Origin of the sequence: Allokutzneria oryzae, assembly GCF_042429765.1 — a bacterium.
GTDB classification, from domain to species: Bacteria; Actinomycetota; Actinomycetes; order Mycobacteriales; family Pseudonocardiaceae; genus Allokutzneria; species Allokutzneria oryzae.
Genome location: NZ_JBHLZU010000023.1, coordinates 196,130 through 208,288, shown reverse-complemented (window position 1 = coordinate 208,288; position 12,159 = coordinate 196,130). Strand labels below are relative to the sequence as shown.

General features: G+C 70.5%; 13 protein-coding genes. 8 read left to right on the top strand and 5 right to left on the bottom strand.

Translation table 11 applies throughout. The features are described from left to right. The first annotated feature begins 13 nt into the window (after positions 1-13). Complete coding sequence (locus tag ACFFQA_RS27755) at positions 14-208, top strand: nucleotidyltransferase domain-containing protein (RefSeq protein WP_377858455.1); 195 nt, start codon at positions 14-16, stop codon at positions 206-208. Positions 209-272: 64 nt separating this feature from the next. Beyond that, on the top strand, positions 273-476 hold the full coding sequence (locus tag ACFFQA_RS27750) for a hypothetical protein (protein WP_377858453.1): 204 nt from the start codon (positions 273-275) through the stop codon (positions 474-476). 26 nt (positions 477-502) lie between these two features. On the opposite strand, the gene ACFFQA_RS27745 is transcribed toward ACFFQA_RS27750, so the two are convergent. Beyond that, positions 503-1,669: an SGNH/GDSL hydrolase family protein gene (locus ACFFQA_RS27745; RefSeq protein WP_377858450.1), complete on the bottom strand. Its 1,167-nt coding sequence runs from the start codon at positions 1,667-1,669 to the stop codon at positions 503-505. Between the two features lie 685 nt (positions 1,670-2,354). Here ACFFQA_RS27745 and ACFFQA_RS27740 point away from each other — a divergent pair. Both ACFFQA_RS27740 and ACFFQA_RS27735 read left to right on the top strand, forming a co-directional pair. Continuing rightward, the gene (locus ACFFQA_RS27740; RefSeq protein ID WP_377858448.1) at positions 2,355-3,779 is read left to right on the top strand and encodes a tetratricopeptide repeat protein; all 1,425 of its coding nucleotides are present in this window, start codon (positions 2,355-2,357) and stop codon (positions 3,777-3,779) included. Positions 3,780-3,847: 68 nt separating this feature from the next. Further along, positions 3,848-4,309: a DinB family protein gene (locus ACFFQA_RS27735; RefSeq protein WP_377858445.1), complete on the top strand. Its 462-nt coding sequence runs from the start codon at positions 3,848-3,850 to the stop codon at positions 4,307-4,309. A 57-nt stretch (positions 4,310-4,366) separates the two neighbouring features. Here ACFFQA_RS27735 and ACFFQA_RS27730 read toward each other — a convergent pair whose 3' ends face one another. Then, positions 4,367-4,918 (bottom strand): EF-hand domain-containing protein, encoded by a 552-nt coding sequence (locus ACFFQA_RS27730; RefSeq protein ID WP_377858443.1) that lies wholly within the window; start codon positions 4,916-4,918, stop codon positions 4,367-4,369. A 219-nt stretch (positions 4,919-5,137) separates the two neighbouring features. Between ACFFQA_RS27730 and ACFFQA_RS27725 the strand changes: the two genes are divergently transcribed. The 3 genes from ACFFQA_RS27725 to ACFFQA_RS27715 are packed head-to-tail and all read left to right on the top strand — an operon-like array spanning position 5,138 to position 6,678. Continuing rightward, positions 5,138-5,569 (top strand): SRPBCC domain-containing protein, encoded by a 432-nt coding sequence (locus ACFFQA_RS27725; protein WP_377858441.1) that lies wholly within the window; start codon positions 5,138-5,140, stop codon positions 5,567-5,569. Beyond that, entirely contained in the window at positions 5,559-5,888 is a 330-nt protein-coding gene (locus ACFFQA_RS27720) for an ArsR/SmtB family transcription factor (protein WP_377858438.1), read from the top strand. Before ACFFQA_RS27725 ends, ACFFQA_RS27720 begins: the two co-directional genes overlap by 11 nt. 52 nt (positions 5,889-5,940) lie before the next feature. Further along, positions 5,941-6,678, top strand: a complete 738-nt coding sequence (locus ACFFQA_RS27715; RefSeq protein WP_377858435.1) for a class I SAM-dependent methyltransferase — start codon at positions 5,941-5,943, stop codon at positions 6,676-6,678. Here ACFFQA_RS27715 and ACFFQA_RS27710 read toward each other — a convergent pair. The 3 genes from ACFFQA_RS27710 to ACFFQA_RS27700 form a co-directional block, all read right to left on the bottom strand. Continuing rightward, entirely contained in the window at positions 6,656-7,285 is a 630-nt protein-coding gene (locus tag ACFFQA_RS27710; protein ID WP_377858432.1) for a dihydrofolate reductase family protein, read from the bottom strand. The genes ACFFQA_RS27715 and ACFFQA_RS27710 overlap by 23 nt on opposite strands. 163 nt (positions 7,286-7,448) lie before the next feature. Further along, positions 7,449-9,947, bottom strand: a complete 2,499-nt coding sequence (locus tag ACFFQA_RS27705) for an FtsX-like permease family protein (RefSeq protein WP_377858429.1) — start codon at positions 9,945-9,947, stop codon at positions 7,449-7,451. Positions 9,948-10,027: 80 nt separating this feature from the next. After that, positions 10,028-10,726 carry an ABC transporter ATP-binding protein gene (locus ACFFQA_RS27700; RefSeq protein ID WP_377858505.1) on the bottom strand — a complete coding sequence of 233 codons (699 nt, stop codon included), beginning with the start codon at positions 10,724-10,726 and terminating at the stop codon, positions 10,028-10,030. A 210-nt stretch (positions 10,727-10,936) separates the two neighbouring features. Here ACFFQA_RS27700 and ACFFQA_RS27695 point away from each other — a divergent pair, with 210 nt between their 5' ends. Beyond that, positions 10,937-12,157 carry a sensor histidine kinase gene (locus ACFFQA_RS27695; protein WP_377858426.1) on the top strand — a complete coding sequence of 407 codons (1,221 nt, stop codon included), beginning with the start codon at positions 10,937-10,939 and terminating at the stop codon, positions 12,155-12,157. Positions 12,158-12,159: the final 2 nt, after the last annotated feature.

Below are 12,159 nucleotides of genomic sequence, written 5' to 3'. Positions count from 1 at the left end.
CCGAGGAGCCAGGATGACCGCACCCGACCCGGCCGAGGTCTCGTCCGAGCGAGCGACCGAGATCGACGCCGTCATCCGCCGCGTCACGCGGTGGGCCGCCGAGCGCGAGGACATCACCGGCCTGCTGCTGGTCGGCTCCTGCGCCCGTGACGACCAGCGACCCGGCTCCGACGTCGACCTCGTCCTGCTCGCCGAGGACACCAGCTGATACGCCGGCATCGGCTGGGCCGACGCACTCGTCCTGGGGCGCCATCACCGAACAGCGGTTCGTCATGTCCACCGGACTCGAAGTCGAGATCGGCGTCGGCCGTCCCGACTGGGCCCGCACTGACCCCGTTGGCCCTGGCACGCGCCGAGTCGTGACCGACGGTGCCCGAGTCCTGCACGACCCCGCGGGAGCCTTGGCAGACCTGCTGCATGCGTGCGAGCCGACGGGACTGGACGAGGTGATCACCGTCGTGTCTCCACACCAGTGACTCGCTCACCCGGCCCGTGACGCCGATCACGCCTCTTTCGCCGCGAAGGCTCCACCGTTACCGAAGACCAGTTCGGCGAACCGCTCGCCGATGTGGCGGTGTGCTGCTGTGTCCGGGTGAAGGGCGTCGGGCAGCGGCATCCTCTCGAACTCCGGTTCGCCGTAGAGCTCTCGGCCGTCGAGGTAGTGCAGGTTCGGGTCATCGGCGGCTCGCTGCTCCGTGACCCGGGCGAGTTCGTCGCGGATCACGGTGAGCGTCAGGCGTCCGCTGGCGCGGTCCGCCGGGTCGCCCAGAGCGCGGAAGCGCAGCGTGGAGCCGCTGAAGTCCGGCGCGCAGGGGCCAGGGGTGTCCTCGTGGATGGGGCAGAAGATGGGGGAGACGACCAGCAGTGGCGTGTCGGGGTGCCCTTCGCGGATCGTGTCGAGGAAGCCGTGGACGGCGGGAGTGAAGGCGCGCAGCCGCATCAGGTCGGCGTTGACCAGGTTGATGCCGACCTTGAGGCTGATCAGGTCCGCTGGCGTGTCCCGCATCGTCCGCGCGGTGAACGGGTCGAGCAGCGCGTTGCCGCCGAATCCCAGGTTGACCAGCTCCACGCCGCCCAGGGCTGAGGCCACCGCCGGCCAGATCGAGGTCGGGCTGGTGGCGTTGGAGCCGTGGCTGATCGAGCTGCCGTGGTGCAACCACACCCGGCGTCCGATGCCTGGCGCGGCGTCGACCGGTGCGTTGGTGCGCAGGGCGATGAGTTCGGTGGTTTCCGCGTGCGGCAGCCAGATCTCGATGTCCTTCACGCCTGTGGGCAGGTCGGTGAACCGGACGGTGCCCGCCGGGCCGGGAGTGGTGACGGTGCTCTGGGTGGCCATGTCGACGGTGCGGACGTTGCCCCCGGACACACTGGCCTGCCCGGTCAGGCGGCCGTCGACGAGCAGGTCGTACACGCCGTCCGGCAGGGGCGGCACGCCGTGGTAGGCGTTCTTCGTGCGCAGCGCGTCGAGTTCGACCGCGGTGGCGTCGGTGCGGAAGGCAAGGCGGACACCGGACGGTTGAGCCTCGACCATGGCCAAGTGGTCGGTGAGGTACTGCTCGCGGACCCAGGCGGGCAACCGGTGCGGCAGCACGCCGTGCTCGGTGCGTTCCAGGTCGAGAGCGCCACGCAGGACGCGAGCATCGATCGGGGTGGAAATCCAGTCGGTCACGGAGACGTCCTCACGGGGCGCGGGGCAGGCGGGTTGACGATAGGCGTTGAGCCCTCGCCACGCTCGCCCTTAACCGCGCCGCTTCTTCGCGGCGACAATCGCGGCGCGGGTGCCGAGGTAGGTCGCGACCGCACCCACGCGATCGAGGTGACCACAACCAGTGCCGTCAGCGCCAACGCCAGTCCGATCAAGGTGTCCCGCCTGATCGCCGCGTCACGCACCCAGCCGTCGTGCTGCGACGCACGTGGGCTGGCGTGGTCGGGCTTTTCGCGTTTTGCCACCTAAACGCGAAATGAGAGCGCTCTATCTCGCGCTTAGGTGGCAAAACGCGAAAGGAGGGGGGTGGGTGGTGGGCTCCGGGGGATGAGGGGGTGGGGGATGAAGGGGTCGGTGGATGAGGGGGTCGGGGGATGAGGGGGCGGGTGGATGAGTGGGGTGGGGGATGAGGGGGGTGGGTGGTGGGTGGGATGGCCGTGTCGGTGTGGTGTGCCCGTGGTTGTCCATCGCGGGGGTCCTCGTTGTGAGTGCGCAGCGGCCGCCTCTGGCGGGAGGCGGCCGGGATGGGGTGCCGTTACGGCAAGGGAGCCGTGCCGTGCCAGGAGCGTGATCGTTTCCGGGACCCCTCCCGCTGCGGGGCGCGACACTCGGTGACGGCCTCCGCCCGCTCCGCGACAAAGGAACCACGATGGATCATCCGACGCAGGCTGTCCTGGAACCCGCGCCCGTGGCGCGGTCGCACGATTCGTTGGCCGTCGCCCTCGGCAACGCCTCTCTGCTCGGCGTCGGCTACGTGATGATGGGTCGGCGCAAGCTCTTCGTCGTCACCGGCCTGGTCACCATCGCGCTCGTCGTTCTGCTCGTCTCCGTCCGGTCGGTGTGGGTGGAGGTTCTGCTGCTCGTGTGGTGGGCGGCTCTCATCGCGCACGGGTGGTCAGTGGCCGGTGGGCGCGGGCAGCGGGTCGTGGTGCGCAGGCAGCGCCTGATCGCGCTCGGCATCACGGTCGCGGTGCTGCTGGCCGTGGCGCTCCTGCGCTTCGACGCCGCCAGGATCGAGCGGACCGTGACCGAAGCCCGCCAGAGCGGCGACTGCGCGCGGGCGGTGACAGCCCTGGACGGGCTGTGGCTCGGCCACCGCGTGGCAGACGCCCCGATGACCGCTCGCGGCGGAACCACGATCGAGGCCTGCCAGCGGTTGCGGATGGCCAAGGACAAGCTCTCCGCCGCGGTGACCGGTGACATCGAAGCGCTGAAGGCGGGCTTCGCCGGTCTCGCCGCGGTCCTCGCGCAGCTACCCGGCCATGAGCGGATGGTCGAGGTGGTCCTGGACGGCTTCCTCGGCGGCCTGCCCGCCAAGAACCCCTGCCACACCGTCGAGGTCACCGATTGGCTCCGCCAGCGGCAGGCGAGCAACAACGCCCTGGACCGCTCCGTCGCTGTCATCGCGCGGACCGCGCCCGCGGCGTTGGTCGGATGCGCTGACACCTTCATGGGCGCCAAGGACTGGCAGAAGGCACGGGCGCTGTATCAGCGGGTGCCGGACCAGTTCCCGGGCCACGAGCTGACCGCCAAGGCCCAGGAGGGGGTCAAGCAGGCCACGCTGGCGATCGAGCTGGCCACTGTGCGCGGCCTGCTTCGGGGCTCGACCAGCACGGAGCCGGCGTACTGCTCCAGACCTGCGCGGTACAGCGGTGCCGCTGCCCAGGGCGCGGGAACCAACCGCGCACTGATCTACGGCAACGAGGAGTACACGAGCAAGCTCCCCGCCGAGTGGCGGGCCACGGACGCCGCCGACGCGGTGCTGGTGGTCTGCGTGGGCGCGAAGGAGTTCGGCACCCCCGTCCGGACGTGCCCGTACCAGAACAAGCTCTCCCGTCAGTTCCCCACGAACGTGACCTTCCACAAGATCGCGATTCCCGTGAAGGTCTACGAGCTGCGGACCGGGAACGTCGTGGCCGACACCAAGGTGGAGATCGACGGCGCGAGCTGCCCCAAGGTTCTCACCTACTCCCGCCCCAGCGGCCTGATCGACATCGGCCCGCCGTCGAAGGTCTACGTCACCGCGTCCGACGACGACGTCCGCGGCGGCTTCAGTTCGTTGATCAACCGATGACGAACGGGGATACTCCCTCCGTGAGCCGAACCGGTCCGCCAACAGTCGAGTCAGTCGCGGACAGCCCGATGAAGACCCAGTTCGAGACCTTCATCGACCAGCACCGCGCACTCCTGCACGACTGCCTCGACGAGCTGACCGAGGAGCAGGCCCGCCGGTCGCTCGTCGCCTCGCGCACGACCCTGCTCGGGCTCGTCAAGCACGCCACGTTCGTCGAGAGGGTCTGGTTCGACGAGGCGGTGACGGGTCGGTCCCGTGCCGAGATCGGCATCCCCGCGACACCCGACGACTCGTTCGTGCTGACCGACGAGGACACGATCGAGACGGTGCGCGCGGCCCATCGCGCGGCGTGCGAGGCATCGCGCCAGGCCACTGCCCACCTCGGGCTCGACGACGTGCTGCCGGGCAACCGGCGCGGGCCGCTCCCGCTGCGGTGGGTCTACACGCACGTGCTCCGGGAGCTGGCCCAGCACTGCGGCCACGCGGACATCCTGCGCGAGCAGATCCTGGAGCCGACGGCACTGCGGTGAACGCGTGGAGCTGGGCCCTCCGGTGGCGCCGGAGGGCCCACCGACGGCAGGAAACCGTCAGGCTCCGCCGAAGAACACCGCGCCCGGGGCGTCCGGGTCGTCGGCGTAGTAGTACTCGCGCACCGCGCGGATGAACTCCTGGCGGGAGATGCAGCCGTCCCCGTCGCTGTCCAGCTGGTCGAAGGTCTCCATCGCTTCGAGGCTGGTGACCTTCCAGACGTCCGCCAGCAGGCGGGCGAACTCGTCGCCGGTGATCTCGTTGTCCTCGTCGGCGTCGACGACGTCGAAGATGGCGTGGCTTCCGCCCTCGACCACGTTGAGGCGGCTGGTGTCGAGACTGGCCTGGCGGGTGGCGGCGACGAACTCGTCCTTGGTCAGCCGGTCGCCCTTCACGCCCGCGTGCCGCAGCAGTTCCATCCACTGCATCTGGTAGCAGGCGTGCAACGCCCTGGACCGGCGGTCGTTCTTGTCGAGCCCGTACGCGGCGAGGTACCGGTCGATCAGGGTCTGGTAGTCCGGCCACTCCAGGTGGCCGTCCTTGTTGGCGTCGAGGGCGTCGAATGTCCGCGCGTACCTGGCGTTGATCGTGTCCGGTCCCGTGGTCGTCACGTGTCCCGTCCTCCCTGAGTCCGCGTCGTGAGTGGATCACCAACAACCCTGGTCTTCCGCCAGGGGCGGCACCATCCGGCGCACCGCGGCGCGGCGGCGGGTTCACCCCTTCGGCAGCGCTTTCCCCGGCAGATGCCGGAAGCCGCGACCCCGCCTTGACGCAACCGACTGGTTGCCATACTGTCGCAACCAACGAGTTGCTACTCAGTGGAGGTCGTCATGGGATTCCCCGATCGCATCGAACGCGTCGTCGAGATCGCCCACCCGCCCGCCGAGGTGTGGGCCGCGCTCACCACGGCTGAGGGGTTGGGCACCTGGTTCGGTGACCAGGCGACGATCGACCTGCGTCCCGGCGGGTCGGCGCACATGTCCTGGACCAGCGGCGACCGGGCCGACATGCGCGTCGAACGGGTCGAGGAGCCGAAGGTCTTCGGCTTCACCTGGAACATCTTCGGTCTGCCGGAGGACGACCCGCGTCGCACCTACGTCGAGTTCACGCTCGAACCCGTCGGCGCGGGCACGCGGCTGACCGTGGTGGAGACCGGTTTCGCCCAGTTGTCCGAAGACGCCTTCCGCAAGGCCTACGACGGCAACACCCAGGGCTGGGCCGAGAAGCTGGGCCAGCTGGTCGGCTACCTCGATGCCGCCTGACATCGAGGCGATCGCCGAACAGGTCTTCATCGCCCTGGCCGACCCGAGCCGCCGTGGCGTCCTGGCCGCGCTCGCGTCCGGCGGTCCCGCCACGGCCACGGACCTGGCCCATCGCCTGCCGATCACGCGACAGGCGATCGCCAAACACCTGGCCCTGCTGGCCGAGGCGGGGCTGGTGACCGCCGAACCGGGGGAGCGGCGCCGCGTGCGGTACCGGCTCAACTCCGCCCCGATGCGAGTGGCGCAACAGTTTCTGGCCGCGCTGGCGCGCGACTGGGACGGCCCGCTCGACGCGTTGAAGGCGCACCTCGACCGGTAACGGCGTGGGAAACCGAGTTGTCCGCCATCGACGGGGAGGCCAAGCTGCCTCGGTGGATCTCACCGAGGACGACGTCGCCGCCATCTACGACGTGACGGACCCGTGGCGCGCCGAACCGGGGACAAGCGACGCTCTTTACACCGAGTTCGCCATGTCCGCGCAGTCCGTGCTCGATGTCGGCTGCGGCACTGGCCAGATGCTGCATTGCTTGCGCGACAACGGATACACCGGTCGTCTGGCTGGGATCGATCCGGACGCCGCGTCACTGCGGCGAGCCCAGCGCCGCGCCGACATCGCCGTGGAGTGGGTCGAGGGCACCGCGGCCGACATCCCCTGGAAGCAGGAGTTCGAGGTCGCGACGATGGCCAACAACGCTTTCCAGTGCCTCATCGAGGACGACGAGGTGCGCGCGTCACTGACCGCGATCCGCGGGGCGTTGACCGACGGCGGTCGGTTCCTGTTCGAGACGCGTCACCCGCAGGCTCGTGCCTGGGAGGACTGGGCGGCTGCGGAGCCGCGCCGACTCGACTTCGCCGGACGGGTCCTGGTGATGTCGTGGGAGATCGAGTCGGCGGTCGACGGCGTCGTGACGATGATCGAGACGACGAGCCAGGAGGACGGCACGGTCCTTCATGTCGGCCGGGACAGGCTGCGCTTCCTGGACCTGCCGACGCTCAACGCCTGGCTGGAGGACGCGGGCTTCGTCGTCGAGGAGCAGTACGGCGACTTCCGCCGCGGCCCGATCACCTCCGACAGCCGCTCGATCGTCACGATCGCCCGGACGGCGTGAGGCTGGCTGCACGGATTCGGTCGTACAGCAGGCAGATCGCGCCGCTGTCGGAGACCCTGGTCGCTGTCAGCGACCAGGAGGTGGCGGCGGGCCCGTCGGTGAACAGCCTCGCGCCGCCACCCACCAGTTCCGGGCACAGCGTGATGCTGAGCCGGTCCAGCTCGTCCGCGTCGAGCAGCTGGCGGATGACGCTGGTGCTGGCGAGGACGATGATGTCGCCGCCCTCTTCGAGCCGCAGCCGCTTGACGGTGGCGGCGGGGTCCTCCGTGGCGAGGCGGGCGTTGTCCCACTCCACTTCTTCGAGTGTTGTGGAGAAGACGACCTTCTCCACCGCGTTGAGCCAGCGCGCGAATGTCCGGTCCCTCGGGTCGGCGCTGTCGTCGTCGGCAACGGAGGGCCAGAAACCCGCGAACCCCTGGTAGTTCTTGCGGCCGAGCAACGCCGTGGTGGCCGGCGCGGTGACCTGGACCATGTGCTCACGGGGGCCGTCGCCGATGGCGTGCGGGACGATCCAGCCCATGTCGTGCTCCCCAGCGGGACCGGCGACCCGGCCGTCGAGCGAGAGGGTGATGTTGGCGACCACTGTGCGCCGCTGGGGGATGGGCATCTCGGGCGTCCTTCGTCTGCGTGGCAACGACCGACACAGGGTGCCTCGCCAGTGCGCCGGTTGTCACCACTTTCCTCGAAGTCGTCCGCGTTGTACGCACCGATCGCCACCACGTCGCGGTTCGGCATTGGCGATGCCCCTCGATCGCTGACCAGAGCAGTGGTCATGCCGGGTCGGAGCGGAGCGAGTGGAGCGGGTGGGCGCGGGTGACCCGCCTACCGGGGATCCGGATCGAGAGGACTCCGGTGAGCACCGTCGCTGCGACGATCCCGGCGAAGACCCACGGTGTGCCGGACGGCAGTGGGACGGCGGTGAGCCGGAGTCCCAGTACCGCGAGCGGAACCGCCGCGACCGCCGTGCCGAGCGCGACCGCGATGCCGACGATGATCACCGTCTCGGTGCGCAGCATCCTGGCGATCTGCCGCCGTGTCCCGCCGACCAGGCGCAGCAAGGCGAACTCGCGCGCTCGACCCGTGGTCACGGTGACCAGGGTGGTGGCCGACGCGAGCGCCACGTACGCCAGCACCAGGCCGAGCAGCAGCCTGTTGAGCCACGCGTTGGCCTCCTGCTGGTGGTCCTGCGCCACGAGCAACGTCTCGCGGTCGCCGACCGCCAACCCCGGGTGGCGCTCCGCGAGCTCGCGCAGTCCGGCTGCGACGGCGGTGGTGTCCGTGTTCGGAGCGGCCCCGACCAGGATCGCGTCCGCGAGGCGGTCGGTCGTGTGCGGCAGCACCACCTCGGCCGGTAGGAGGACGTCGCCGAAGCCGAGGTTCGTCTCGTACACCGCGACCACTCGCGGCGTGGTCACCGTGCCGTCGCCGAGGACGAGCTCGACGCGGTCGCCGACGTGCTTGCCGAGCCAGCTGGCTTCGACCTCGCTCAGCGCCACGGTGTCTCCGCGCAGATCGGCCAAGTCGCCCTTGACCGCTGGAAGCCGAAGCACCGCCGCAGCGGAGGAGTCGATGCCGTAGGCGGTCGAGCGTGACAACGGCTCGGTCTTCGCGGTGCGGTCGATCGCCACGACTTCGGTGGAGACCAGCGGCGTGGACGCGGTGACACCCGGAATGCGTTGTGCCGCAGACGAAACCTCGGGCGCGACACCCCCGCCCGTGCCTGTCAGGACGAAGTCGGCGACGGTGGCCGCACGTGCTTGGACCTGGGTGGCCTCGGCGAGCGTGGTCTGCGTGTAGAACTGGCTCGTCGCGAAGCCGATCGTGAGCACGAGCGGAGTCACCGCGGCGGCCAGCCGACGCGATCCGGAGGTGCTGTTCGCCGCTGCGAGGTAGCTGGAGACACGGCCGCCGCGCAGGAGCCGTGCTCCGGCGAAGCGGGTGAGCACCGCCATCAGCTTGGGGCCGAGGAGCGCGATGCCGATCACCGCCAGCAGCGACGAGAGCGCCGCGGGCACCACGGTGAGCCGCGCGGGCACGAACATGACGGCCACCACGGTGGTCAGCGCCAGCCCGAGCAGGACGTAGCCGGTGATCGTCCGGGCGCGCCCGGTCTCCGGTCGCTCCACAGTGGACTCCCGGAGCGCTTCCACCGGAGACACCCGAACTCCGCGCCGTGCCGCCGCCCACACCGCGACCCTCGCCGCACCCAGGCACAGCAGGGCCGCACCCAGCGCGGGCACCGGGCTGAGCGACAGCACGAAGCCCTCCGCGATCACCCCGATCCCGGCGAGTCCGTCGCGCAGCGCGTACGCGAGGAGGTAACCGGGCACCACTCCCACCGCGACGGCGGCTCCCGACACCAGCAGCGCCTCGGCGGCGAGCATCCGGTGGACCTGTTTCGGCGTCGCGGCGATCGCGCGCAGCAGAGCGATCTCCCTTCGTCGCTGGTGCACTGTCAAGGACAGCGTGCTCGTCACGACGAACATGACGATCATCAACACGAATCCGCTGAACGAGCCCGACACCAGCAGCAGCACGAAGCGCGACTGCCCGGCGCTGAGGAACTCGACCTCACCTCTGTCCACTCCGGACCTGACGACCGCGCGCTCGGCGAAACCCTTCTCCGCCAGAGACTTCTCGACGTCGTCGGCAAGAGCGTCCGGCAGCACGCCCGGCTTGGGGAAGACCGCGATGGCGGTGACCGAGCCGGGGATCCTGGACAGCTCACGCGCTCGATCGTCGGCGAAGAACAGCGCGGACTGCCTCGGCAACCCGTTGCCCTTCGGCGGTGTGACGAGGCCGCTCACCCGGTACTCGACGGGACTGCTGTCGGTCGCGATCCGCACCTGGTCGCCGACGCGGACCGCCGCACGTGCCGCGAGCTCCGCGTCGAGCACGACCTCGCCGCGACTCGCCGGTGCCGCTCCGTCCCGCAGCGTGAACGGCGTGATCGCCGCCGAGCCCCATCCGTGACCGAGCATGTCGGTTCCTGTGAGCACCTGGTTGTCACGAGTGATCACCCGCGCCGGGAAGCTGATCTCACCGACCGCCGCGCTGACTCCCGGTGCGGCGGCGACCGTGGAGACGAGATCCGCGGGCAGGTGCGCGCGCTCGGGCAACCACTCGACAGGGTCCACGTCTTCCGCCACCGGGACGGTGACCGACTGTGTGGCACCGACGGTGACCGCAGTACCCGCGTAGCGCTGTGGGGCGATCCCGGCGAACAGACCCGACTCCAGCAGCACGCCGCAGGCCGTCACGAGGACCACGCCGCCGAGCACCGCGAGGAACGCCGAAAGGAAGCTTGTGCGATGTGCGCGAACAGAGCGCCACGCAACGCTTTTGTTGCTCACTTGCGCCGCCCCAGCTGAGTCATCCGAGTCGCGACCGCATCCGGAGTCGGATCCGCCAGCTCATCGACGATCACTCCGTCAGCCAGGAACAGCACCCGGTGCGCGTAGGAGGCGGCGACGGGATCGTGGGTGACCATCACGACCGTCTGGCCGCGGGTGTCCACCAGCTCACGCAGCAGCCGCAGCACCTCGGCGGCGGTCGTCGTGTCCAGCGCGCCTGTCGGCTCGTCGGCGAAGACGGCGTCCGGGCGGGTGACCAGGGCGCGAGCGATGGCGACGCGCTGCTGCTGGCCGCCGGAGAGCTGGCTCGGGCGCCTGCCGAGCAGCCCGTCGAGCCCGACCGCGCTGGCGATCTCCATCAGCCACGCCGGTTCGACCGAGCGGCCCGCGAAGCGCAGCGGGAGGGTGATGTTGTCCGCGACGCTCAGCGCCGGGATGAGGTTGTAGGCCTGGAAGACGAAGCCGATCCGGTCGCGGCGCAGCTCGGTGAGCTGCGTCTCGGACAGCCCGCCCAGGTCGGTGTCGCCGAGCAGCACCCGCCCGGAGGTGGGCCGGTCCAGGCCCGCCGCCAGGTGCAGGAAGGTGCTCTTCCCCGAGCCGGAGGGGCCCATGACGGCGGTGAGGAAACCGCGGCGCAGCCCAGCGGTGACCGCGCGCAGGGCGGTGACACGGCCGGCCCCCGAGCCGTAGACCATCGTCGCGGCCTCCAGCCGCACGGCGCAGTCGCTGGTGTTCTCACCCACTGCCACCAGCTGCGACGGTCGCGCCAGCCGTGTCATCATGATCCGCCTTTCGTCACTCTTCCGATGCCGTGACGCTAGGTCTGCGGGAATGGCGCGAACCATCCCGCGCGTGCCCGTATCGATGGTGGAGCCAGCTCCACCCCGCGCCAGGGAGCAGCCCAGGTGACCGACGCCGATTCGCCCTCGGGGGAGCACCGCCCACGGCTGCGCGCGTGGGGCTACCTCTTCGGCGGCATGTTCGTGGGGCTGGCGGCGCTGGCCGTGGTGGTCGGCCTGATGGCGTGCGTGGTGTTCCTGGTGACGGTGCCCTTGCTGCCCAAGGTCGCCCGGCTCGCCCGTCGGCTGGCCGCTTTCGAGCGCGAGCGCACCGGCCGTTTCCTGGGCACGGCGATCCCACCACCGCCGAAGCCGGAGGGGGCCGACCCCTTCACGGAGCTGAGCAGCCCGCCCAGCCGCCGCGACCTCGGCTGGCTGGGCATCCAGGCCTCCCTGGGGACGCTGACCGGGGCGATCGCGGTCGGCTCACCCGCAGGCTTCGTGCAGAACGTGGTGTACGGGGTGATCTGGCCTTATTTCCCGGGAATCACCACGACGGTCGCCATGCCGGTCGAGTCGTGGGGTGACGCGTGGCTGGCGTGGCTGACCGCGCTCGCCTACGGCCTGATGGGCGTGCTCCTGGTGCCGCCCCTGGCACGGTGGTACTCGCGGCTCAGCGCGGCTCGGCTCGCGCCGCCGAGGTTGACCCTCGTCGAACGACTGGCCGAGGTCACCGCGACGCGCGCCGCCGCACTCGAAGCGCACGGCACCGAGTTGCGGCGGATCGAGCGCGGTCTGCACGACGGCACGCAGAACCGCCTCGTCGCGGTGGTGATGCACCTCGGCATGGCGGAGCGAGCGTTGCGCCGCAACCCCGACGCAGCGCTTCCCCTCGTGCTCACAGCGCAGAACGCGGCAACCGACGCGCTGACCGAGCTGCGGGAGGTGGTGCGCAGCATCTACCCGCCCGTGCTCGCCGACCGAGGTCTTGAAGGCGCCGTCACGTCCCTGGCTGCGCATTGCGCGATCCCGTGCACGCTCGGAGTGGGGGAGCTGCCCCGGGTGCCAGCGGCGGTGGAGGCGGCGGCGTACTTCGTGATCGCCGAGGCGCTGACCAATGCGGTGAAACACAGTGGCGCCAAGCAGATCACCGTCGGTCTGCGGGCGCAGGACCGGATGCTCGTCGTGGAAGTCACCGACGACGGGACGGGCGGTGCCGACGAGGGACTGGGCAGCGGCCTGCTCGGCATCCGCCGCCGCGTGGACGCCTTCGACGGCACGACCGAGGTCTCCAGCCCGCGCGGGGGACCCACCGTCGTGCGGGTCGCGATCCCTACGGGAGCATGAGC

What these genes read in the sequence shown, in the direction of transcription:
- ACFFQA_RS27755 (WP_377858455.1), top strand. Translation starts at nt 14, where the DNA reads ATGACCGCACCCGACCCGGCCGAGGTCTCGTCCGAGCGAGCGACCGAG.
- ACFFQA_RS27750 (WP_377858453.1), top strand. Translation starts at nt 273, where the DNA reads ATGTCCACCGGACTCGAAGTCGAGATCGGCGTCGGCCGTCCCGACTGG.
- ACFFQA_RS27740 (WP_377858448.1), top strand. Translation starts at nt 2,355, where the DNA reads ATGGATCATCCGACGCAGGCTGTCCTGGAACCCGCGCCCGTGGCGCGG.
- ACFFQA_RS27735 (WP_377858445.1), top strand. Translation starts at nt 3,848, where the DNA reads ATGAAGACCCAGTTCGAGACCTTCATCGACCAGCACCGCGCACTCCTG.
- ACFFQA_RS27725 (WP_377858441.1), top strand. Translation starts at nt 5,138, where the DNA reads ATGGGATTCCCCGATCGCATCGAACGCGTCGTCGAGATCGCCCACCCG.
- ACFFQA_RS27720 (WP_377858438.1), top strand. Translation starts at nt 5,559, where the DNA reads ATGCCGCCTGACATCGAGGCGATCGCCGAACAGGTCTTCATCGCCCTG.
- ACFFQA_RS27710 (WP_377858432.1), bottom strand. Translation starts at nt 7,285, where the DNA reads ATGCCCATCCCCCAGCGGCGCACAGTGGTCGCCAACATCACCCTCTCG.
- ACFFQA_RS27700 (WP_377858505.1), bottom strand. Translation starts at nt 10,726, where the DNA reads ATGGTCTACGGCTCGGGGGCCGGCCGTGTCACCGCCCTGCGCGCGGTC.